This is a genomic window from Halomonas sp. KHS3, from assembly GCF_000830495.1.
Taxonomy (GTDB): Bacteria; Pseudomonadota; Gammaproteobacteria; order Pseudomonadales; family Halomonadaceae; genus Vreelandella; species Vreelandella titanicae.
The window spans coordinates 224,172-247,466 of the sequence record NZ_JWHY01000002.1; the positions used below are offsets into that span (position 1 = coordinate 224,172).

20 protein-coding genes are annotated in these 23,295 nt (G+C 55.9%); 13 read left to right on the forward strand and 7 right to left on the reverse strand.

Features of this window, described 5'->3' with window-relative positions; all coding sequences use genetic code 11:
• The first annotated feature begins 52 nt into the window (after window positions 1-52).
• The 3 genes from RO22_RS03355 to RO22_RS03365 are packed head-to-tail and all read left to right on the forward strand — an operon-like array spanning window position 53 to window position 2,911.
• Window positions 53-1,072 (forward strand): TRAP transporter substrate-binding protein, encoded by a 1,020-nt coding sequence (locus RO22_RS03355; RefSeq protein ID WP_052475500.1) that lies wholly within the window; start codon window positions 53-55, stop codon window positions 1,070-1,072.
• Window positions 1,069-1,581 carry a TRAP transporter small permease gene (locus RO22_RS03360; protein WP_027957378.1) on the forward strand — a complete coding sequence of 171 codons (513 nt, stop codon included), beginning with the start codon at window positions 1,069-1,071 and terminating at the stop codon, window positions 1,579-1,581. The genes RO22_RS03355 and RO22_RS03360 overlap by 4 nt, the downstream gene beginning before the upstream one ends.
• Window positions 1,582-1,606: 25 nt before the next feature.
• The gene (locus RO22_RS03365) at window positions 1,607-2,911 is read left to right on the forward strand and encodes a TRAP transporter large permease (protein ID WP_041157605.1); all 1,305 of its coding nucleotides are present in this window, start codon (window positions 1,607-1,609) and stop codon (window positions 2,909-2,911) included.
• A 78-nt stretch (window positions 2,912-2,989) separates the two neighbouring features.
• On the opposite strand, the gene gabT is transcribed toward RO22_RS03365, so the two are convergent.
• From gabT to csiR, 6 genes are all read right to left on the reverse strand, one after another.
• Window positions 2,990-4,267 carry a 4-aminobutyrate--2-oxoglutarate transaminase gene (gene gabT / locus RO22_RS03370; protein WP_041157606.1) on the reverse strand — a complete coding sequence of 426 codons (1,278 nt, stop codon included), beginning with the start codon at window positions 4,265-4,267 and terminating at the stop codon, window positions 2,990-2,992.
• A 94-nt stretch (window positions 4,268-4,361) separates the two neighbouring features.
• Complete coding sequence (locus tag RO22_RS03375; protein ID WP_041157607.1) at window positions 4,362-5,300, reverse strand: GGDEF domain-containing protein; 939 nt, start codon at window positions 5,298-5,300, stop codon at window positions 4,362-4,364.
• Window positions 5,287-6,096, reverse strand: a complete 810-nt coding sequence (locus tag RO22_RS03380; RefSeq protein ID WP_027957375.1) for an EAL domain-containing protein — start codon at window positions 6,094-6,096, stop codon at window positions 5,287-5,289. The genes RO22_RS03375 and RO22_RS03380 overlap by 14 nt, the downstream gene beginning before the upstream one ends.
• A 265-nt stretch (window positions 6,097-6,361) precedes the next feature.
• Complete coding sequence (locus RO22_RS03385; protein WP_041157608.1) at window positions 6,362-7,576, reverse strand: CaiB/BaiF CoA transferase family protein; 1,215 nt, start codon at window positions 7,574-7,576, stop codon at window positions 6,362-6,364.
• Between the two features lie 42 nt (window positions 7,577-7,618).
• Entirely contained in the window at window positions 7,619-8,797 is a 1,179-nt protein-coding gene (locus tag RO22_RS03390) for an acyl-CoA dehydrogenase (RefSeq protein ID WP_022520013.1), read from the reverse strand.
• 136 nt (window positions 8,798-8,933) lie between these two features.
• A complete protein-coding gene (gene csiR / locus RO22_RS03395; protein WP_022520012.1) occupies window positions 8,934-9,653 on the reverse strand; it encodes a DNA-binding transcriptional regulator CsiR in 720 nt (239 codons plus the stop codon).
• Window positions 9,654-10,014: 361 nt separating this feature from the next.
• Between csiR and RO22_RS03400 the strand changes: the two genes are divergently transcribed.
• Genes RO22_RS03400 through RO22_RS03410 form a run of 3 tightly spaced genes read left to right on the forward strand, consistent with a single transcriptional unit; the run spans window position 10,015 to window position 13,596 of the window.
• Entirely contained in the window at window positions 10,015-10,986 is a 972-nt protein-coding gene (locus RO22_RS03400; protein ID WP_027957372.1) for a TAXI family TRAP transporter solute-binding subunit, read from the forward strand.
• A gap of 46 nt (window positions 10,987-11,032) precedes the next feature.
• Entirely contained in the window at window positions 11,033-11,545 is a 513-nt protein-coding gene (locus RO22_RS03405) for a DUF1850 domain-containing protein (protein ID WP_009286764.1), read from the forward strand.
• Window positions 11,546-11,577: 32 nt separating this feature from the next.
• Window positions 11,578-13,596: a TRAP transporter permease gene (locus tag RO22_RS03410; RefSeq protein WP_041157609.1), complete on the forward strand. Its 2,019-nt coding sequence runs from the start codon at window positions 11,578-11,580 to the stop codon at window positions 13,594-13,596.
• 118 nt (window positions 13,597-13,714) lie between these two features.
• Here the strand turns inward: RO22_RS03410 and RO22_RS03415 are convergent, their stop codons facing one another.
• Entirely contained in the window at window positions 13,715-16,240 is a 2,526-nt protein-coding gene (locus RO22_RS03415) for a penicillin-binding protein 1A (protein ID WP_027957369.1), read from the reverse strand.
• A gap of 202 nt (window positions 16,241-16,442) precedes the next feature.
• On the opposite strand from RO22_RS03415, the gene pilM reads away from it, so the two are divergent.
• The 7 genes from pilM to aroB are packed head-to-tail and all read left to right on the forward strand — an operon-like array spanning window position 16,443 to window position 23,073.
• The gene (pilM, locus tag RO22_RS03420) at window positions 16,443-17,504 is read left to right on the forward strand and encodes a type IV pilus assembly protein PilM (protein ID WP_041157610.1); all 1,062 of its coding nucleotides are present in this window, start codon (window positions 16,443-16,445) and stop codon (window positions 17,502-17,504) included.
• 10 nt (window positions 17,505-17,514) lie between these two features.
• Entirely contained in the window at window positions 17,515-18,087 is a 573-nt protein-coding gene (locus RO22_RS03425) for a PilN domain-containing protein (RefSeq protein ID WP_041157611.1), read from the forward strand.
• The gene (locus RO22_RS03430) at window positions 18,084-18,743 is read left to right on the forward strand and encodes a type 4a pilus biogenesis protein PilO (protein ID WP_027957366.1); all 660 of its coding nucleotides are present in this window, start codon (window positions 18,084-18,086) and stop codon (window positions 18,741-18,743) included. The genes RO22_RS03425 and RO22_RS03430 overlap by 4 nt, the downstream gene beginning before the upstream one ends.
• Complete coding sequence (locus RO22_RS03435; RefSeq protein ID WP_041157612.1) at window positions 18,740-19,306, forward strand: pilus assembly protein PilP; 567 nt, start codon at window positions 18,740-18,742, stop codon at window positions 19,304-19,306. Before RO22_RS03430 ends, RO22_RS03435 begins: the two co-directional genes overlap by 4 nt.
• A gap of 13 nt (window positions 19,307-19,319) precedes the next feature.
• Complete coding sequence (gene pilQ / locus RO22_RS03440; RefSeq protein WP_041157613.1) at window positions 19,320-21,380, forward strand: type IV pilus secretin PilQ; 2,061 nt, start codon at window positions 19,320-19,322, stop codon at window positions 21,378-21,380.
• Window positions 21,380-21,958: a shikimate kinase AroK gene (aroK, locus tag RO22_RS03445; protein WP_009286772.1), complete on the forward strand. Its 579-nt coding sequence runs from the start codon at window positions 21,380-21,382 to the stop codon at window positions 21,956-21,958. The genes pilQ and aroK overlap by 1 nt, the downstream gene beginning before the upstream one ends.
• The gene (gene aroB / locus RO22_RS03450; RefSeq protein WP_041157614.1) at window positions 21,955-23,073 is read left to right on the forward strand and encodes a 3-dehydroquinate synthase; all 1,119 of its coding nucleotides are present in this window, start codon (window positions 21,955-21,957) and stop codon (window positions 23,071-23,073) included. Before aroK ends, aroB begins: the two co-directional genes overlap by 4 nt.
• Window positions 23,074-23,295: the final 222 nt, after the last annotated feature.

A 23,295-nucleotide genomic window follows, 5' to 3' on the forward strand; every position in this document is an offset into this window, starting at 1 on the left:
CCCAAATGACTGTAGTTTAATCCCTATACCAATCAAAATAGGGGTTAAAAGAATGTTCCATCCTGCTGATTTAAATAACAAATTCCCTCATGCGGGTAAAAAGCTCTCGATAGCGCTAGGGGCGCTACTCGTCAGTGGCTATGCGCATTCCCAGTCGGTCAGTATGGACTTCTCCAATGAGTATAATGCTTCCTCCATTCATGCTCAGGGCGATGCCTATTTTATTGATAAGCTTGCCGAATTAACCGATGGCGATATTGATATCACGCTGCATACGGGGGGCTCGCTCGGCTTTAATTCCGGTGATCATTTTTATGGCGTGGCCGATGGCGCCGTCGAGATAGCTGATACCCTCTCGGGCACCATGAGCGGCATCGATTCGCTATTTCTACTCTCTTCGCTCCCCTTTATTGTCGACGACGTTGCCGATGCGCGGCGACTTTATGACATAGCGAAACCCTATTACGAAGAGGTGTTCGCCGATAATAACCAGGTGCTGCTGTATGCCTCGCCCTGGCCGCCGAGCGGTATCTGGTCGGAAGACGAGGTCGCGAGCCAGGACGATCTTGAGAGCCTGAAGATTCGCACCTTTGACCGTAACGGTACCGAGACATTTAGAAATGTAGGTGCCTCGCCGGTCAGCCTGTCCTGGGCCGATGTGGTACCCCAACTGGCCACCGGCGGTATCGAGGCGGTGTTAACGTCCGCCGAAGCGGGGGCCAATGCCAGCTTTTGGGAGCACCAGAATTACTTTGCCGGGGTTCAGTACGCCATTCCTCTTAACATGGTGCACATGAATCGCGATGCGTTCGAATCGCTTACCGACGCTCAACAGGATGCGGTCATGGAAGCGGCCAGCCAGACCGACCAACATAACTGGGGAGCGGTTGAAACGCGTACCGAAGAGAATTACCAGACGCTGGGTGAGCACGACGTCGTGATCAGTGATCCCGTTTCGGACGAGCTGCTGACGCCTCTCAAAGAAGCCGCCAGTGGCGTGGTCGAGAGCTGGCTGGAGAATACCGGTGATGACGGCGAGTCAATCCTGAGCGAGTTCCGAGGCGCTGAATGAGGGCGCTCAACATCCTTGAGCGTATCTCTCAACTGCTCAATAGGGTCGGTGCTGTCATTGCCGTGCTGCTCATTATTTATATGCTCGGCCATATCCTGTTAGAGATAGCGCTGAGGCTGTTTGGCCACTCGACATTTATCCTCGATGAGTATATCGGTTATGCCGTGGCTACGATGTCATTTTTAGGCCTGCCTTATGTGCTGGAGAAGGGCGGGCTGATCCGTGTCTCTCTGCTTCTGGAACGCTTTCCTGAAACCAGGCGCTGGCCGCTGGAGCTATTCAGCAGCTTGGTAACGGCAGGCTGCTTTGTGTGGCTCTCGACCTTCTGGTTTCAGAATGTTCTGCGTAGCTACAGCCGCGGCACCGTCAGTGAAACCATGGCAGAGACGCCTATTTGGCTGCCGGAGAGCGCCATCCTCGTGGGCATGTGGTTAATTTCCATCACGCTGTTAGTCAGAGCCCTAAAAATAATGGCTCTGCGTTCAGGCTACTCGTCTAGCGTCAATTGAAGCAGCGACTAATAGGAAAGGCGTTATGGATATTTTTTGGTCGGCCGTCGGGGTCGGCGTACTGCTGTTGTTCTTTTTGTCGATGGGCACCTGGATTTTTGCATCCATGCTGGCCGTGTCCATTGGCTCGCTTTGGCTGTTTGGCGACTTCGGTGCTGATCGTATCGGTCTGATTTTTTCGCGAATTCTCTATCGTGCCAGTAATAGCTGGGAGTTATCGGCTATCCCGCTGTTTATATTGATGGGCGAGCTGATTTTTCGCTCCAATATTTCCGAGCGGCTTTTCAAAGGGCTGGTGCCGATCACCCGCCATTTGCCGGGCGGCATTCTCCACACCAACGTGCTTGGCTGTACGCTGTTTGCGGCGGTGAGCGGCTCCAGCGCGGCGACGACCGCGACGATTGGCAAAATCACCACCCAGGAGCTGAAAACGAGGGGGTACGATCGCAACCTATCGATCGGTTCGCTGGCGGGCGCCGGTAGCCTGGGGCTGTTGATTCCGCCTTCGATCGTGATGATCGTCTATGGCGTTCAGGCGGAAGTCTCTATTAGCCAGCTGTTCATGGCGGGGGKAGTGCCGGGCCTGTTAATTGCGCTGCTGTATAGCGTGTATATCGGCGCGAGGACCTATTTGTCGCCGTCGTTGGCACCCAAACAGGCGGCGACTGACCAGAGCGTAGGGCAATCCATTCTGCTTCTGCTGCCCGTGCTGGTGTTGATCAGCATCGTGATTGGCTCTATCTATAGCGGTATTGCCACACCCTCAGAGGCGGCGGCGGTGGGCGTGGCCGCAACGCTGGTGCTGCTTGGCGTCGAGCGCCAGCTTTCGGCGCGGCTGTTTATCGAGGCGTTCAGAGGCACGTTAATCACCAGTATCATGGTGTGCAGCCTGTTGATTACCGCCACGTTGCTCTCCACGGCGATGGGCTACCTGCTCCTGCCCCGGGAGCTTGCGGAGTGGATCGCCGCGCAAAACTTTACCCCGATGTCGTTGTTGCTGGCGCTGGCGGTTTTCTATGTGGTGCTGGGGCTTTTCCTGGACGGTATTTCGATCACCGTGATGAGCCTGCCGATTACGCTGCCGATCGTACTGCTGGCGGGGTTCGATCCCATCTGGTTTGGCATCTTCCTGATCATCATGATCGAGCTTGGCCAGATAACGCCTCCAGTCGGATTCAACCTGTTTGTGCTGCAAAGCCTGACGGGGGAAAGCATCAGCCGGGTGGCCCTGGCAGCGCTACCTTTCTTCCTGCTGATGTGCGTGGCGGCCTTGATCATCAGCTTATGGCCGGATATTGCCTTGTGGCTGCCTCGCTTTATGGCGGAATAAGCAGGTTAGGTATCCACACAAGTAAAAACGCCGCCCCAAATTTGGGCGGCGGTTTGGTTCTTGCTGACTAACGCTTAATTACACCAGCGAATCCAGGCAGGACTCAATAATATCCAGGCCTTCATTGAGCACGTCATCTTGAATGGTGACGGGCATTAGGAAGCGGATGGTGTTGCCGTACATGCCGCAGGAAAGAAGGATCAAACCCTCTTCGCGGGCTTTCTTGCATAGCGCGGCCGCTAGTTCTGGGTTAGGCGTGTGATCGGCTTTGTTCGACACCAGTTCAAAGGCAGCCATGGCGCCCATGTTGCGCACGTGGTCGATGCAATCAAACTTATCTGCCCAAACGTTGAAGCGCTTGGCCAACTTGTCGCCCAAAGCCTGGCTCTTCTCCAGGATGCTCTCTTCTTCAAACACTTCCATGACCGCCAACGCGGCCGCACAGGCGGTAGGGCTGCCGGTGTAGGTGCCGCCCAATGAGTTAGGGCCTGAAGCATCCATCACCTTGTCAGTACCTACAATGGCGGAGATCGGCATGCCGTCGGCCATACTCTTGGCCATGGTCATAATGTCCGGCTCAACGCCGCTATGCTCGATGGCAAACATTTTGCCGGTACGGCCAAAGCCTGACTGCACTTCATCGACTATCATCAGCATGCCGTGCTCATCGCAGATTTCGCGAACCTTGGTCAGGAAGCTGGTAGAGGCCGGGTAGAAACCGCCTTCGCCAAGCACCGGTTCGAGCACGATGGCCGCGGTATCTTTGGGGTTGGCATCGGTTTTCAGCGTCATTTTCAGGCCGCGAATGGCTTCGTCTTCGCTAACGCCGTGGTAAGGCACCGGGTAGGGCGCACGGAAAACGGTGCCCGGCATGGGGCCGAAGTCGCTCTGGTAAGGCGCCACCTTGCCGTTCATGGCCATGGTGAAGAAGGTACGGCCGTGGTAGCCGCCATCGAAGCAGATAACGTTAGAACGGCCAGTGGCGGCGCGGGCGATCTTGACCGCATTTTCCAGCGCTTCCGCACCCGAGTTGGCCAGCATGACTTTGGCATGGCCACGAACGGGCACGATGTGACTGAGTTTTTCCGCGACTTTCACGTAGCCTTCATAAGGCATGACCGTTTGGCAGGTATGCATCAGCTTATCGAGCTGGGCTTTTACCGCTGCGACCACTTTGGGGTGACGGTGACCTACGTTGAGTACGCCAATGCCGCCTGCGAAGTCGATAAAGCGGTTGCCGTCCGCGTCCCAGATTTCAGCGTTTTCAGCGTGGTCGGCGAACGCCGTTGCGGGGCTTGCAGCGCCAGCAGCGACGTATTTATGTTTTAGCTCGTTTAGTTCGGCATTGCTGCTCATGGCTTACTTCCTAATTGATGAGGATTGATCTTTTAGCATAGTGCTTAATAGGGGTGCCTGATAGGGGCCTGATTGTGAAGTTTAAAAGCGTTGCTTACATGAATGACGAGGCAATGACAACACGATTACGCCCCGTCTGTTTAGCTTGGTACATAGCTTTATCAGCACGATCAAGTAGCCGTTTGCCCGAGGCTTCAACGTAGCTGGCAATCCCCGATGAGAGCGTCACCGTTAATTGGTGCTTAGTAAACGTTTGTTGCGCGACGCTTTCACGAATGCGTTCCATGCCTTGGTAGGCTTCTTCAGAATTTACGCCTGGCATAATGATTAAAAACTCTTCACCGCCCAATCGTATGTGCAAATCGGTATCGCGCAGTACAGCACTCACTAAGGAGGTGATCTGTTGTAAAACGCTATCGCCCGCGCTGTGCCCATAGGTATCGTTGATCGCTTTGAAGTCATCCAGGTCATAGATCGCGATGCTGAAAGGTGTTCCATACCGCTCGCAGCGCTTGATCTCTTCATCCAGGCGCTGCAAACCGGCACGACGGTTGAGCAGCTCCGTTAGCTCATCGTGGTGAGCCAAATGATCCAAGCGCTCATTAGCCTGCTTGAGCCGCTCTTCTAGCTGTTTGCGCTGGGTAATGTCGATTATGAAAGTGACTTTACGCGGTTCGCCGTCGTCAGCCTCAATACGCGCAGCTTCGGCGATGATGGTGCGTCTTCCGCCGTTTTTGAGAACCACATCCCACTCTTGGCGCAGCTCTTGATCCTCGTTGCCCTGCATAAACTCAGTATGCAGCGCTGATAAAATCGCATGGTTCTCTTCGGGCACTACGTGGGTAAGGTGCTGGCCTAAAAGCTCTTCCTGCCGGTAGCCATAAAATTCACAGTAAGCTGGATTGACCATTTCAAAGTGACCCGAAGGGGTTGTAATACAGATTCCAATCGGTGCCGCTTTGATAACGTTTTCGGTATTGCGCTTTGAGCGGTTAAATAACTGGTAGAGTCTGTCGAGACTAATCTCTTTCATACACCGCTCCTGAGCTGCTATCTACTTCATTTTTTAACCCCACTAATAGCGGAACAATATTGGTGCACAAAGTGTTAATCGCCGGTTTTGCGTAGTAGAAACCCTGCTGATGAACAATCCCCGCGCGGGCGAGCCATAAGGCTTCGGCACGAGTCTCGACACCTTCGGCGATAAGAGTCATATCGAGCTCTTGGGCAAGCAGGATAATCGCGTTTAACAACGCTTGGCGGCGAAGATCATTATCGCAATTCATCACCAGCTCACGGTCGATTTTGAGCTTGTCAGGTGTCAAATCGGTCAATAAGTCCAAATTGGCGTACCCATTACCAAAATCATCCAGCGCCGTTTTAAAGCCCATGGAGCGGTAAGCATCGATGATATTGCACAGGTGCTGCCGGTCGCGGACGCGCTCGGTTTCGGTGATTTCAAAAATTAGCCGATGAGTTGGCCAACCCACCCGTTTTGATACCGCTAACGTTGCCTGGATGCAGGCTTCGGGCTCATAAACGGCGTTGGGCAGAAAGTTGATCGAAAGGTCGGTTTGCATATCCAGTGCGCTGGCCATTTCGATTGCTTTTACCCGGCAGGCCTGATCAAAACGGTAGAGGAGCTCATCAGTCACTTGCGAAATGACGCTCCAAGCGGATTCACCGCACGGCCCACGAACCAGTGCTTCATAGGTGACGATTTGGGCCAGCGATAGATCCACGATTGGCTGAAAGGCCATGGTGAACTCAAAGGGCAAGTCGCCTTCACAGCGTTTGCAACTGCCATTGACGCGTGCGCACTGGCTCATAGCTGCTCCTGAGGGATGGGTGTTGGATGGCGCTGTTAATGCCATAACATTAGATAGATTAATGCCTATAGCCTATGTTGAAGCATTCAACGCTCTTAACTTTAGGTCTTAATATACGTTTTGTATAGCTTTTGTACAACCATGGGTTGCGAAGCATTAGCCAGGTGCCTGCTTCTTGGCTTGCAATATTGGTCGGTTCTTTTGGCTTAAAAAAAGGCGCCAAGTAGGCGCCTATAAGAGGGAAGTGTATAAACCATTAGTGCTATTAAATGATGCCTGCTGCGCGAAGCGCAGTGCGCTGCTCCAAGCTAATACCAAGTTCTTCCAGCACGCTTTCCGTATGTTGGCCTAAGTGGGGCGGCGCCGTAGTGGCGCTCATTTGGGCACCGTTAAAACGGATAGGGTTAGCGACCAGATCCACCTGACCTGCTTGGTCGTGGGGCAGGGTCTGCTTAAGTCCGCGGGCTTTCACATGGGGGTCGTCGAACACCCGATCCAGCGTATTGATCGGCCCGCAGGGAACGCCTACGGCTTCAAAAGCGGCTAGCCATTCATCAGTGCTGCGCTGGGCCAACGCCGCTTCCAGCTGCGGAACGAGTAGAGCACGATTGTTTACCCTGGCTCCATTGGTGGCAAAGCGTGGATCTTCCGCCAAAGCCGGTAGTGACAGCACCGCGCAAAAACGCTTGAACTGCTCGTCGTTGCCGACAGCCATAATCATATGGCCATCCTGGGTGGCAAACGCCTGATAAGGCACGATGTTGGGGTGAGCGTTACCCAATCGCTGGGGCACATTGCCGGAGGTGAGGTAATTGAGTGCCTGATTGGCGAGTACGCCTACCTGCACATCCATTAATGCCATATCGATATGGCAACCCTCGCCGCTATCACGGCGCTGATAAAGCGCCGCTAAAATTGCATTAGCGGCATATAACCCGGTGAATATATCGGTAAAGGCGACGCCACTTTTTACCGGGCCACCGCCGGGTTCACTGTCGGGCTTGCCAGTTAGGCTCATGATCCCGCCCATGGCTTGGATCATAAAGTCATAACCGGCGCGGTGAGCGTAAGGGCTCTCCTGGCCGAAACCGGTAATCGAACAGTAGATCAACCTAGGGTTGAGCGCCTTTAAGCTGGCGTAATCCAGCCCGTAGCGTTTCAGGCCGCCAACTTTAAAGTTCTCTATCAGCACGTCAGAGTTAGCGACTAGCTGCTTGATCACTGCCTGGCCTTCGGGCTTGGCCATATCGACCGTCAGCGAGCGTTTACCTCGGTTAGCGCACAGGTAGTACGCCGACTCTTCGCTGCCCGCCAGCCAAGGAGGGCCCCAGTGGCGGGTGTCATCGCCGCTACCGGGGCGCTCTACCTTAATCACATCTGCCCCCATATCCGCGAGCATTTGTCCGCACCAAGGCCCGGCCAGTACGCGGGAAATATCGAGTACTTTTATACCGGCCAGTGGTTTGGTTGGCTCGTTCATAGAGGCTCCGTTAATAAATGACAAGTGATCAAGGTGCGGTGATTAAAAGAACGACTGAATGCCTGTCTGGGCGCGACCCAGAATCAGAGCGTGTACATCGTGGGTGCCTTCGTAGGTGTTTACCGACTCCAGATTGACCATATGGCGAATAACACCGTATTCGTCGGAGACGCCGTTACCGCCGTGCATATCGCGAGACTGGCGGGCGATATCCAGCGCTTTGCCGCAGTTGTTGCGCTTGATCAGCGAGACCATTTCCGGTGCCCAGTTGCCGCTATCCATTAGCCGGCCCACCTGCAGGGCTGCCTGCAAGCCAAGGGTGATCTCGGTCTGCATATCGGCGAGCTTTTTCTGGATCAGTTGGTTGGCGGCCAGCGGGCGGCCAAACTGCTTGCGGTCGAGGGTATATTGGCGCGCTGCGTGCCAGCAGAACTCTGCCGTGCCCATCACACCCCAGGCGATGCCGTAGCGGGCTTTGTTGAGGCAGCCGAAGGGGCCTTTCAGGCCACTGACGTTTGGCAGCAGGTTCTCTTCGGGAACAAAGGCGTTATCCAGCACGATCTCACCGGTAATCGATGCGCGCAAAGAGACTTTGCCTTCGATTTTGGGCGTGGTGAAACCTTCGGTGCCGCGCTCGACAATAAAGCCTTTAATCTGATTGTCGTGAGCCGCTGATTTCGCCCATACCACCGCGATATCGGCAATTGGGCTATTGGTGATCCACATTTTTGCGCCAGTCAGGCGGTAGCCGCCGTCGACTTTTTCCGCGCGGGTAATCATGCCACCCGGATCAGAGCCGTGGTCGGGTTCGGTCAAGCCAAAACAGCCAACCATTTCACCGCTGGCAAGCTTAGGCAGGTACTTGTGCTTCTGCTCTTCAGAGCCATAGGTCTCGATGGGGTACATTACCAACGATGACTGCACACTCATGGCCGAACGGTAGCCGGAGTCTACGCGCTCCACTTCGCGGGCAATCAAACCGTAGGCTACGTGGTTAACGCCTGCGCCGCCGTACTCGGGGGAAACGGTGGCGCCCAGCAGGCCAAGCTCACCCATTTCGGTCATGATCTCGCGGTCAAAGCGCTCTTCACGGAAGGCGGTTAGCACGCGGGGCTGAAGGTTTTCCTGGCAGTAGTCGTAGGCCGCATCGCGGATCTGGCGCTCTTCATCAGTGAGCTGTTGTTCCAGAAGTAGCGGGTCGTCCCAGTTGAAATGCGTCATGGCGTAGATTCCTCGGATAGTGGGAAGGAATAGATGCAAAATAGCTTGCAGCCAATGTATCGCCGTTTTTTTAAAATATCTACATTTTTTTAAAACGTAGAACTTTGGTCTGGGACGAAGAGCCGAAGCGAAAAGCTCAGCCGATGCCGCGCTCTTGAAGGACGCGGGTAATGATCGGTACGGGGGTCATCAGGTGATCGCGCATCAGGGTGTCGGCTTCGGCGGTATCGCGCGCCAGAATGACATCGACCAGCGCAGCGTGCTCCTGGCGCTTAAGCTCCAGCGCCTGGGACGACATCACGGTTTCCTGCAACCACAGGTGGCGGTAGCGCTCTACCTGGTCAAACAGGGTGTTGCGCATTTGCAGTAGGTGAGGGGAGTTGCAGCCGCTGGCAATGGCGGTATGGAAGGCTTTGTGGCGCTGATCCCAGATGTCGAGCAGGTCGTTGGGGGTGTTGATGTCGGTGACCTTGGCCAGCCGATGTGCGGTAGCCAGCACCGTGGCTTCCCAATCGTCGTCGCCGCGCTCTATAGCCAAGCGCAGGATCAGCCCTTCAAGCTGAGCCCGGGCGTCGTAAATATCGTTGAGTTCGGCCAGCGACATGGGTGCTACCCGGTAGCCGCGCTGGCTTATCGCGACCACAAGGCGGTCAGAGACTAACTGCGATAGCGCTTCCCGTAGCGGCCCGGTGCTGGCGCCGTACTGCTCTTTGAGCCTGCTCATCAGCAGCTTCTGCTCAGGCGCATAGCGGCCACGAATAATGTCGTGCTTGAGTTGGCGGTAAGCACTAATGGCGAGGTTCTGCCGCGGCGCGCCTTTATCCCGACTATTGTCCTCTTTAAAACCGGGCTCCATAGCAGTGTGGCTCCTATCCTGAATCAATAATAACGGTGGGGTGGGCGAAATTGACGGCCATTATCAATAAATAATAACAATTCGGCATAAAATAAGACATTTATGCGGGATTTCAGGATTTTAATAGCTGGCTATTCGATCCAGCTGCTGGGCGGTTACACCTTCTGAGGCACTCATGGCTGTATGAGGTAAAGGCACTGCTGCGCTGATAACGCCCTATTAGCATCCAACGCATAAGCCGTGCTAACTTCACCTCCACCGCTTCCGGTTCGTCGTGACGGCAGCCAGAAGCTGGGGCTTCAACACCTCCTTTTTATCGTCAACCATACCTATAAGTCCAAGCAGGACGGAGGAAATGCTCATGAAAACTCTACGCTCTCTATACGCCACAGCCGCTGCCGCTTCTATGCTCGCGGTTGCACTTCCAGCAAGCGCTCAACAACTCTCAATCGCGACTGGCGGTACTGGTGGCGTTTACTACCCTATCGGCGGTGGTTTTGCCGAAATGATCAACAACCATATCGAAGGCGCTCAGGCGACTGCTGAAGTGACCGGTGCCTCGGTTGAAAATATGGGCCTGATCATGCGCGGTGACGCGGATCTCGCCCTGGCTCTGGCCGATACGGTCTATCAAGCCTATACCGGCACGGATGATTTTGAAGGTCGCCAGATTGAAAATACTCGCGCACTGGCGTCGGTTTATCCCAACGCGGTACAGCTGGTGACCCTGGCCGAGTCGGATATCGAATCGATTGCTGATCTAGCGGGTAAGCGCGTTTCCGTCGGTGCACCGGGTAGCGGCACCGAGCTGAACGCCCGTGCATTGCTTGAAGCCAATGGCATTAGCTATGAAGACTTCACTCCCCAGCGCCTTAACTTCAACGAAACCGCTGATGCCATTCGCGACGGTGATATCGACGCCGGCTTCTGGAGCGTTGGGCCACCCACCAGCTCGATTCTCAACCTGGCAGCCACCCGCGATATTCGCCTGATTGGCTTGTCTGATGAAGAGGTAGCCAATGCCCAGGAAGAAGAAGCGGTATTTGCTCCCTACCAGCTTGCTGCGGGTATGTACGACGGTATGGACGAAGCCGTTCAGACCATCGGTATCCCCAACGTGCTGGTCGTTAATGCCGATATGGACGAAGAGCTGGCTTATCAACTCACCCAACTGTTGTTTGAAAACACCGATGAGCTGATTGCGGTTCACCCGGCGGCTAACGACACCACCGTTGAGTTCACTATGGAGTCGACCCCCGTGCCGCTGCACCCGGGCGCACTGCGCTATTTCGAAGAAGTCGGTGCTGAAATCCCGGATCGTCTGCGTCCTTAGTCGTGTAATGATATTTTCATAATCAGATTGCCATAAGGACATTGCCATGCAGTGGCAGCGACGACTGATGGCGCTACTGATTGCATGTTGTCCGTTCGCCGAAGTGGGGGCTTCCCCCGCTTCGGCGTCGGCGTTTATGCGCCTAGCCGTGGTGACCGAACAAGGCGACACGCTAGTGGATGAAGCGGTGCCGGCTGACGGTCGCTGGTGTATTAAGTGGCAGCACTCCGTTGAACATTTCACGGTGCTGGACTGCTATCGTAATGTAGCGGGCGTCATGCAATTGGAGCGTAGCCATCAACCCGATTTCGCCGCAGGGCTTGGGCATATTTTTGGCCGCGGCGAGCAGGTATCAGACGGTGAGGGCGGTTACTGGATTAATGCCATTAACGAGCCTGTAGCCAATAACCGTTATGTGTTGAGGGTAGGTTCACCGGCTGTTAATCATCGTGTGGTGTGGCCTGGCGGTGAGCATGCGCCAGTGAGCCTCAGTGAGCACGCCGCTGGACAACGCGTGACCATTCAGTTGATAGACCCTCACGCATCCCCGCGTGAATAAAAACGACATTAGTTAACGCTTCCGAGGACTTCATGAGCGAATCCAATCAACCGTCGAGCGTGGTGCCCGGCGGTAATGTGATTCAACCCCGCATGGTGCTGTGGTCGATCACCATTGTGGCGGTGGGTCTTTCCCTGTTTCAGCTCTACTCTGCCGGTATTCAGCCCTTAGGGCTTTTTTATCAGCGCAGTATTCACCTGGCACTGATTATGGTGCTGGCATTTCTAATGTTTCCAGCCTTTGGGCCCACTCGCAAACGTGGTGTATTGGGCTGGGGGCTTGATCTAGTGTTTTTTGCCGGGGCGATTCTCACCGGTGGTTACTTGGTACTCAACCTGGATGAGATTTTTAGCCGTGCAGGGTTCTGGAATGAGACCGATATTCTGGTCGCCTGTATTGCCACGGTGACGGTACTGGAAGCCAGCCGTCGCGCGGTAGGTTTTGGTATGACCGTGATTGGCCTCTTGGCGATTGTGTATGCCTTTGCGGGGCCGCGGGGCGAGCTGCCGTGGCTTGGCGAGTGGATGCCGGGCATTCTGGAACACCGCGGATACACCATTGATCGAGTTGCCGGTCAACTCTACTTGGGGCAAGAGGGTATTTTCGGCCTGCCGCTAGGCGTTGCGGCGACCTATATCTTTATTTTTGTCCTCTTTGGTGCTTTTTTGGAGTGCACCGGGGCGGGTAAATTCTTTATCGATATGGCCTATGCGGCGACCGGCCGCCAGCGTGGCGGGCCAGCCAAGGCGGCGGTATTGGCGTCGGCGGGCATGGGCTCGATTTCTGGCAGCGCGATTGCCAACGTGGTCACCACCGGTGCTTTTACCATTCCATTGATGAAGCGGCTGGGCTACAAAGCCAAGCAGGCAGGTGGTATCGAAGCGGCGGCCTCGACCGGCGGGCAAATCATGCCGCCGTTAATGGGGGCCGGGGCGTTCCTGATTGCTGAGTACACCAATACGCCGTACCTGGACATCGTCAAGGTCAGTATCCTGCCAGCGATCATGTATTTCGCGACGGTGTACCTGTTTGTGCATATCATCGCTCTCAAGCAGGGCATGCAGGGGCTACCCAAGGATGAACTGCCGCAGATGCGCCAGGTCATGAAGGATGGCTGGCACTTCCTGCTGCCGTTGGCGGTGCTGGTCTGGCTGCTGGCGATGAGTATGTCGCCCATGCGGGTAGGCTACTACGCAGTGATCACCATTTTGGCGGTAGCGGTATTGCGCTATGTGCTGTGGTTCTTCTTTGTGGCGCCCAGGCAGGGCCAGCCAGTGACCGCAACGGCCGTTAAAGACGTGGTACGTACAGGCTTTGCCAAGCTGATCGAGGGCTTGGAACTAGGTGCTCGCAATGCGGTAGCGGTTTCCATGGCCTGTGCAGTCGCCGGGATTATCGTTGGGGTCGTGGGTTTAACCGGCTTGGGACTGAAATTCTCCTCCATGATGCTGGCTTTCTCCGGCGGCAACCTGGTATTGGCGCTGGTGATGGTACTGTTGGCAAGCTTAGTACTGGGGATGGGGCTGCCCGTTACCGCCAGCTATATCGTGCTCATCGTCCTCGTCGGCCCTGCACTGACAGCCGAGTTTGGTGTGCCGCTGCTGGTCGCCCACCTGGTCGTGTTCTGGTACTCCCAGGATTCCAACGTGACGCCTCCCATCGCCTTGGCAGGCTTTGCCGGGGCGGCGATTGCGGGCAGTAAGCCGATGGAAACCAGCTTCCAGGCGTGGAAATTTGCCAAAGGGCTCTACCTGATCCCACTGTTTATGGTCTTCAACCCTGAGATTATCATTGGTGGCCCGGTGCCGGTGGTCATCTGGAATGGGGTGATTGCCATTCTGGCATTAGGTGCCTTTGCCGCGGCGCTGGAAGGCTATCTGTTTACCAAAATGTCGTGGCTACCGCGCATCGCGATTACCGCCGCGATCTTTGGGGTGTTCTATCCTAATCTGATGACCGAAATTGCTGGTGTCGCGGTCATGATCGTCGCCATTGGTGCTAACTGGTTGGCCAGTAAGCGCGAAGCACCTGCGACCCCCGTTAGTGGTTAAACGTTAGGCGACCCTATATACAGACCCAAAGGTAGCCAGTAACAGAAAAGGCCCGGAGAGATAATCTCCGGGCCTTTTGCTTGGTGTGCTACAGGATTGACTGGTTTAGAAGATCGAGTTAGAAGATCGACTCAGCGGTGCCTGAACCCTCAGAACCACTGGCTTCTTCCAGCTCGCGGCTGATACGGCGCTGCTGGTAATCCGGCAAGTGATCCTTATGGAACAGTTCAGTGATACCTCCAGACTGGCCGTCAGATAAACGTTGGCCTGTCGTTGGGTCTACGCGCGCAGTGACAATCGTCGCGGGGCGCTCGGGCACGGCGTTTGGCGTACCTTCCAGGGCATCCCCCATAAACTCTACCCAAATGGGTAGCGCGGCCTGAGAACCATACTCAGAAATGGTCTCGTTGCTGTCCTTACCGACCCATACCGTAGTGACTAGATCGCTGTTAAAGCCCGCAAACCAGGCGTCACGCTGGCTGTTGGTGGTACCAGTCTTGCCGACGATATCCTCACGGTTAAGGCTCAGTGCGCCGCGGCCAGTGCCCGAGGTGATAACGTCACGTAGCATATCGCGTAGAATGTAGACAGCGGCTGGGTCGGCTACCCGTTTGGCGATCGGGTATTCGCGGCCATCAATTTCCACCGTCTCCTGGTCTTCGGCACAGCTGGGGCAGGCAACCTGCGGCGTGGCTTCATCAATCAGCTCATTGTCGTCGTCACGGGTAACCCGCTCAATAAACCAGGGCGACACCTGGAAACCACCGTTGGCGAGCACCGCGTAAGCGTTGGTCATTTCCATCGGCGTTAAGCTCGCGCTGCCTAGCGCTAATGATAAGCCACGAGGGAGCTGGGCGGGAGAGAAGCCGAAGCCCTCCAAAAAGTTAATCGTGTAATCCAGCCCCATGGTTTGTAGAACGCGAATAGTGACCAGGTTGCGCGAACGGGCAAGGGCTGGACGTAAGCGCATAGGGCCTTGGAAGTCACGGCTGGAGTTGACCGGCCGCCACAATGAGTTACTGCCATCGTCGAGCACCACGGGCGAATCATTAACGACGCTGGCGGCGTTCATCTCTCCATCCTCAAGGGCCGCTAAGTAAATAAACGGCTTGAAGATAGAGCCTGATTGGCGTCGTGCCTGTACAGCACGATTGAACTTGCTGGCGTTAAAGTCGAAACCGCCCTGGAGTGCCAGGATAGCACCCGTTTGAGGGTCTTGAGCGACCAGCGAGCCTTCGGTATCCGGCTGTTGAGAGAGGCGTAGCGAACCGTCTTCATTCTCAATGACGCGCACCATATCACCCCGTACAGCAATCTCCTCAGCCGAGCTGGGTGCAGCTCCGCGGCTCCGCGGGCTCAGGTAAGGGCGTGCCCAGTTCAAACCTTCCCAGCCGATCGTCTGTAGACCATCGTTGCGAGTTAGCACCTGCATTTCGCGGCCGCTACTTTCTACCACGATGGCGGGCTGAAGCAGGCCATAATTGGGCGTGCGCTCAAGCACCTGAACCCAGTTGCTGACGTCGCCCTCGATCCCTTCGACTTCCGTTTGGCTGCGCTGGGCGGCTTGGCGTGCGGTTTGGCGAATTTCGGGAGACTCAGAAAGCTCCTCCTCCAGGCCTTGGGTCGCGGTTTGCTCCTGGGCCTCGACAAGGCTTGCCGCGATCTCACGCTGCTCCGGCCCGCGCCAGCCATGGCGAAGGTCATAGGCCGTCAGGCCGTTGGCCAGCGCTTGGCGGGCAAAGGGCTGCAGCTCGCTATCAATCGTAGTGTAAATACGATAGCCACCGGTGTAAGCGTCATCGCCAAAGCGTTCCACGGCATACTGACGTGCCATTTCGGAGACATAGGCGGCATCGACTTCAGCTTGGGTATAGTGGCGGCGGGCCGTTACAGGATCCTGAACCGCTGTCTGATAGGTGGCATCATCGATGTAGCCGAGTTCGCGCATACGGAACAGAATCCAGTTGCGACGAATCAGCGAACGCTCGGAGTTAGCCAGCGGGTTAAAGGCAGAAGGTGCCTTGGGCAGCCCCGCAATCATGGCCGTTTGCGCTAGGCTAAGCTCGGCGAGGGGCTTGTCGTAATAGGTTTCGGCGGCGGCAGCGATACCGTAGGCGCGATTACCCAGGAAAATCTTGTTCACGTAAAGTTCGAAGATTTCCTCTTTATCGAGTATCTGCTCCATTTGTAGTGCCAGCAGGATTTCACGAATTTTACGCGTAAACGTCTGATCGAGTGTCAGCATATAGTTACGCGCGACCTGCATGGTGATCGTCGAGCCGCCCGATTGGATATCGCCACTCATCGCAAGTTGAACCACCGCCCGCGCCAAGCCCCGCGGGTCGACACCTGCGTGGTCAAAATAGCTGGCATCTTCGGCGGCGATCAAGGCATTGATCATATCCTGCGGAATTTCATCAAAATTGATCGCCATGCGGCGCTCTTCGCCGAACTCGCCAATCAATTTACCGTCTTGGGTGAAAATACGTAGCGGTGTGTGCAGTTCGAAGTCCTGCAGTTGGCGGACGTCGGGCAGCCCTGGGGCAAAGTAAATGGCGGCCCCCACCACGGCTAAGGCAGTGGCGCCCACCAACGAGACGATGAGGAAAAACAGCGACACAATAAGGGTTCGAAGAAACGTCATGTACGAAGAGCACCCTGGGAAGAATGAAAAGATCGGCATCTAAACAGCCGTATCATGCAATTGGCAGCCATTATAGGAACCTGAAGCGGCGGCCACCAGTGTTGATATGCGCTAAGTGGGTTCGCGTGTGACGGAACTAAAAATCATGTAACCTCAAATCACATGTGAAAACGGGCGACAAGCAGGTGGAGCCAGACCCAATATGCGCTTTCTAAAACCTGGTAAAGGGTTGATTGGCGTCGATATTACCTCGGCGACCGTCAAACTGCTTGAGCTAAAACAATGCCACGATAATTACCAGGTAGAAAGCTATGCCGTGCGGCCACTTCGCGAAGGGGCGGTTGTGGAGCGTCGAATTCGCGATATCGATGACGTTGCCAGTGTGCTTAGCCGTGCCGTGGAGCACGCTAAACCCTCTACCCGTAAAGCCGCAGTGGCTGTTCCCGCTAGCGCCGCGATTACCAAAACGCTGAGCTTCCCTATCGGGCTAAGCGATGAGGAGATCGAAGAGCGCATCGTGGCCGAATCCGACCGCCATATTCCATTTCCGTTCAATGAAGTGGCATTTGATTTTGAGTGCCTTGGCCCCGCACCCTTTGACGATGAGCACCAGCAGGTAGTGTTGGTCGCCTGTCGGCAGCAGGATGTGACGCAGCTTACCGACACGCTAGAACAGGCAGGTTTAGAGCCCGCGGCAGTGGACGTGGAGACCTTCGCCATGGAGCGTTCACTTGCCGAGCTGCGGCGCCAGCTTAAGGTGGAGAGTGACCCTACCGCCTGTGTTGGTCTGGTGGACATTGGTGCCAATATGAATGCTTTCCACGTCGTCCGCGGTGGGCATATCGTTTATACCCGCGATACGGTGTTTGGTGGTCGTCAGCTCACCGATGCGATTCGCGACCGCTACGGTTTAAGCATGGAGGAAGCGGGTTTCGCCAAAGAGCGCGGCGGGCTACCCGATGATTACCATGAGCGTGTGCTCAACCCTTTTTTGGAAACCGTGGTGCAGCAGGTGGGGCGTTCCCTGCAGCTCTATTACACCGCCGGGCGTCAGCAAAAAGTGCAGCACATCGTATTAGCGGGCGGTTCGAGTGTGATTCCAGGGCTTGCCGAGCGCATTGCTGAAGATAGCGGTATGTCGGTGACCATTGCCAACCCCTTCCAGCGCATGCGGGTGGACAAGCGCTTGAACCTTCAGGCGTTGACTAGCGATGCCCCAGCGATGCTCACAGCGGGTGGCTTGGCCATGAGGGTGAGTCAATGAGGGTTCGCCAATGAGCATGACCATTAACCTACTGCCCTGGCGTGAAGCGCAACGTGAACGGCGAACCCGCAAATTCTACGTCGTGGTGGCAGGCATGCTGGTGGTGGGTGTTGTACTTGGCCTGCTGATCTCGCATTTTTACCAGCTCAAGCTGGCAGCCCAGCAGCAACGTAATGCTTACATTAGTAGCCACATTGAGCGTCTTAATGCCGATATCGAGAGCGTCTCACGCTACGCCAGCGACGCCGAGCGATTAGGCGAGCAGATCGCGGTGTTTCAGGCGCTGCAGACCGAGCGAACGGATGCTGTGCAGCTGTTGAATGATGTGGCAGAGAGCGTGGCCAATGGCGTCATTTATCAACGCTTATCGAAGAACGGTAATAACGTCAGTATCACTGCGGTGGCAGACAGTGAGCGCCAGGTTTCCGAGCAACTGCGCCGCATTGCCGCTCTGCCGGGGTTGGCTGTGCCCTCGTTATTGGCGGTAGAGAGTGAGCAAAACGGCTCAGGCCGGGTATTTCGTTTTGATGTGGAACAGGCCACCGCAGCGCTGCCGCAAGGTGCTGAGGAGGCGCTTCCATGACGCTTAACCGCGAGCAGTGGGCTATTGAGTGGCAGCGCCTGTGGGATGTCGACTGGCGGGATCTAGACGTTAAAGAGGCCGGCGGCTGGCCGTGGCTATTAAAAGTGCTGTGCTGCTGCTTGGCGCTGCTGGCAGCATTGAGCGTCATGCTGTGGCTAGTGGTGAGTGAACAGCGCGAGGCCTTGATGGTCGCCCAGCGCCAAGAAGCCAGGCTGCTGAGCGAATACCGCAGCAAAGCCTCGCAAGCGGCCTTCCTGCCGGAAATGCGCGATCAGTTGGCGACCCTGGAAGGGCAGGTGGGGCGCTTGCGTACCATGCTCCCTACCGATGCAGAAATCCCCTCGCTGCTGGATAGCATTAGCGATGCCGCCGCCGATAACCGCCTGACCATTGAAACGATTCGGCTGCGCCCAGCGCAAGCCCAGGCCCATTATGTCGAGCAGCCGCTGGATATACAGGTGCGTGGCGGCTATCACCAGTTAGCGCGCTTTAGTGCCGATATCGCCTCGCTACCCCGCATGGTGACCCAGCACGATTTTAACCTGGAACCCGCCGATGGCCGCGGCGAAGCGCTGCGTCTTTCGCTCTTGGCCCGCACCTACCGCTATGTGGAGGAGAGCGACCAAACCTCCACAGAGGGGGCGCAGGCGCCATGAGAGCTGAACAACTGCTTTTTGTAGCAACAAGAAGGGCAACCTCGGCCGTCACCTTGACGGTCTCCGCGGTGGTGCTCACCGGCTGTGCAGACGCCGACTTGGCTCAGCTTGAAGGCACGCTGGCCGATATTCGTCAGTCCCCTGGCGGGCAACCGCCGGTTATGGCTGTCGCGCTGCCCGAAAACCAAGATTTATCCTACTTGTATAGCGACGGGCGTAGCCCTTTTTTGCCTCCCGACGAGATTGCTCAGGATAGCGCTGATCGAGGCGAAGTTGCGCTCGCTCCCGACCGGCAGCGCGCGCCAGAGCCGCTGGAGCGCTTCTCACTGCAAGAGCTGCGATTGGTCGGTACTATGCGTATGGGAGAGCGACAAGTGGCGTTGATTGCATCGCCGGATGGCAACGTGATCAGCGTCAAAGAGGGTAACTATATGGGCACCGACTATGGGCGTATCTCCCAGATCAACGCCCAAGAAATACGCGTTACCGAACGGGTGTTCACTCAGCCTGAAGGGTGGCAGGAGCGGCAAGTGTCACTAGTCATCAACGAAAACAGCGAGTAAGCGGATACAGCTCATGGCAGTTACAGCTTGGCGAATCACTCTCTACATGGCCATGGCCGCACTATGCTTACTGTTGCCCTCATTGGCAGCTGCCTCGGTGCTGACCGGTATTGAGGTTCAACCCGCTAAGAACGGTGGAACCCATCTTGACCTGCGTTTTACCGGTGATATGCCTGAACTACGCAGCTACCGCTTAGACTCTCCTCCCCGAGTGACGCTGGATTTGGCAGCAACCCAAAGTGGTCTCACTGATCGGCGCATCAACGTTAATCGTAACGGTATCGAACAGATTACCGCGCTGGAGGGCAATGGCCGCACGCGTTTGGTGGTCAATCTGAGCGAGTCGCAGGCGTTCACATCACGGGTAATGGATGATCGCCTACGCATTACCTTTGCTTCAGGTGCCAGCCGCTTGCCTAGCCCTTCGCCCAGCATCGCTTCAGCGGGGCTTGAAACCGATGAAGGGCCGCAGGTTGAGAATATTGACTTTCGTCGCGGTGCAGATGGTGCCGGACGGTTGATAGTCACCTTTGATCGCGAAGGCGTCGAGGCGAATGTACGGGAAGGCGGCCCCGATCAAGTGATGGTGGATCTGCGCGATGTGGCGATGCCAGACTCGCTTAACCAAATCTACGATGTCACCGATTTCGCCACTCCCATAACACGGATTACGCCCCGCACCAGCCAGGACGCCACCCAGTTAGCGATCGCCACGCAGGGCGCTTATGCGATGATCTCCACGCAAAATGGCCGCACGCTGACTGTGGAAGTCCAGCCCGCCAGTCAGAAGGCGCAACCCTCCCAGACGACAGGTGAACGCTTCACCGGCGAACGGTTGAGTCTTAATTTTCAGGATATAGAAGTACGCTCGGTGCTAGCGAAACTGGCCGAATTTACCGGGCTAAATTTAGTCGCCAGCGATAGCGTATCGGGGCGTGTAACGCTCAATTTAAATGATGTGCCCTGGGATCAGGCGCTCGAACTGATTCTGCAAAGCAAGAGGCTATCGAGCCGTGAGCAGGGCAATGTGATCGTGGTAGCGCCCGCTAGTGAATTGGCCGATTTGGAACGCCAGGAACTAGAGGCACGCAATCAGCGCGAAACACTCTCGCCGTTGGTTACCGAGTTTATCGAGATCAAGTATGCGCGGGCCAAAGATTTAGCTCAGTTGCTACGCGGAGGTGGCGATGACGGCTTTGGTTTGCTTACCGAGCGGGGACGCGTCAGCATTGATAACCGCACCAATACACTGCTGGTGCAAGATACCGCTGATCAAGTGCGCGATATTGCCCGCACCATTGACCGCCTGGATGTGGCTGTTCGGCAGGTACAGATTGAGGCGCGCATTGTCATTGCAAGGGACACTGCTTCCCGTGAACTGGGAGTTAACTGGGGGATGTCGAGTACCCGCGGCTTTCAGGAGGGGGAAGATGGCACCTTCAGCCGACGGGATATCAACCCTGATGGCATCAACCGGGCACAGGGCGGCTTGGCTGTGGATTTAGGTGCTGCCACTGGGCCGGGCACCGGTTTTAGCTTTGGCTACTTATCCGGTGATATCCTGTTGGATTTGGAGCTGCGCGCACTGGAAAGTGAAGGGAAAAGCCAGACTATTTCTCAGCCTAGAATTATTACCGCCAATCAACGTACCGCCAAAATTAGCCAGGGTGAAGAGCGTGCCTTCCAGAGTGTGGATGGCAACGACAATCCGGATACCGAATTCAAAGAAGCCGAGCTTTCATTGGAAGTCACCCCGCAGATTACCCCGGATAACCGCATTATTATGGATCTGGTGATTAAAAATGACAGCTTTCGTGAATCGGCGTTTGGCGGTGAACCGCCGATTGATACCAACCAAATTGAGACCCAAGTGCTGGTAGATAACGGCCAAACGGTGGTGTTAGGCGGAATTTTGACCACCGAAGAGCTGCGCCAAATCGCCAAAACACCGCTTTTGGGTGATATTCCTTTGCTCGGTAGACTGTTTCGCTATACCGAAGAGAGCAATGAAAAGGTAGAGTTGTTAGTCTTTATTACTCCACGACTCCTAGACGATGGCTTAACGGTTCGCTGATGCAGGATTTACCCAATTTATTTCTCATAGGCCCCATGGGGGCTGGCAAAAGCACCATTGGTCGCCTATTGGCGGCCGAGCTTGCGCGCCCGTTTTACGACAGTGACCACGCCATCCAAGACCGCTGCGGGGCAGATATCCCGTGGATTTTTGATGTCGAGGGCGAACAAGGCTTTCGCCTGCGGGAAATTCATATGATTGATGAGCTAACCCGGCTCTCTCCGGTCGTCGTCGCCACAGGCGGCGGTGCGGTGCTGCGCGAAGAGAATCGCCGCGCACTTCGCGAGCGTGGCACGGTGGTTTATCTGCTGACCACCGTCGACCAGCAGCTCAAACGGACAGCGAAAGATCGCAACCGGCCACTGCTGCAGTGCGCCAACCGCGAGCAGGTGCTCAACGATATGTTTGCCCAGCGCGACCCGCTTTATCGCGCCACCTCGGATATTGCCGTGCGCACCGACCGGCGCAGCCCGCGAGCGGTGGTCAATGAAATCCTGCGCCGGGTGCATCGGCTGGTAGATCCACTCGAGCCCTCATCATCGTCGGCTAAAACGCTTAACCATAAGGTATCGCCATGAACTCGACAGCCAGCGCGCAACGCACCCTTCATGTTGCTTTAGACGAGCGCAGCTATCCGATTCATATTGGCACCGAGCTGATGGGGCGTGCCGATATGCTAACGCCTTATCTGGCCGGCCAGCAGGTGATGGTCGTCACTAACGAGACTATCGCGCCGCTCTACCTGGACACGCTTTGCGCTAGCCTGCCGGATCATCTGGAAGTGCGCACGGTCATACTCCCCGATGGCGAGCAATACAAAACCATCGAACAGGTCAGCCGTATTTGGGACGCGCTGCTAGAGGCCGGTTTTAACCGCCGCTGCACGCTAATTGCTTTAGGCGGTGGAGTGATCGGCGATATGGTCGGCTACGCCGCCGCTTCCTATCAGCGAGGTGTAGCGTTTATCCAAGTGCCCACCACGCTGCTTTCCCAGGTGGATTCGTCGGTGGGGGGTAAAACCGGCGTTAACCATCCGCTGGGGAAAAACATGATTGGCGCCTTCTGGCAGCCCAAAGCGGTGCTGGTGGATATTGATACGCTCAAGAGTCTGCCCCGTCGCGAACTCTCCGCCGGGCTGGCCGAGGTTATCAAGTACGGCCTGATCCGCGACGAAGCGTTTTTAAGCTGGCTGGAAGCCAACATGCCCGCACTACTTGATGTGGAGCCTGAGGTCGTCGCAGACGCCATTGCGCGCAGTTGCCAAATCAAAGCAGACATTGTTGCCGAAGATGAGACGGAACAGGGCGTCCGCGCGCTGCTCAACCTGGGCCACACCTTTGGTCATGCCATTGAGGCGCATCAGGGCTACGGCAACTGGCTACACGGCGAAGCCGTGGGCGCTGGCATGGCCATGGCGGCAACGCTTTCCCGACGCTTGGGCTGGCTCACCGATGCGGCGCTAGCACGCAGCCTGGCGGTGATCGAGAGCGCCGAGCTACCGTTAGCGGCACCGGCGAATATGACCAGCGATGACTTTTTAACCCGCATGCGGCTGGATAAGAAAAATATCGATACGCGGCTGCGATTGGTGCTGCTTAACGCCCTGGGCGATGCTTGTGTTAGCGATGCCACGCCCGTTGATGTCCTTCGCACGCTGCTCGATGATTACCCGCGCTGTCCAGTGGAAAAGTAATCCTTTCACAAGCTAGTCATTTCAAAACTTATTCATTCCAAAAACTGGCCAGCTATATCCTACCCGCCCAATGGATCGCTCCTTACGTAGAGTGGTTTTCATTGGGCGGTTTTTTATTCGCTCGGCTACATCGTGAGCCCATTTGTCGAACGCTGTTTTATATAATCCGTATGCCTTATGCGCTATCGGCATGGGTTTTTGGGCGCTGTTTAGACTAAAGTT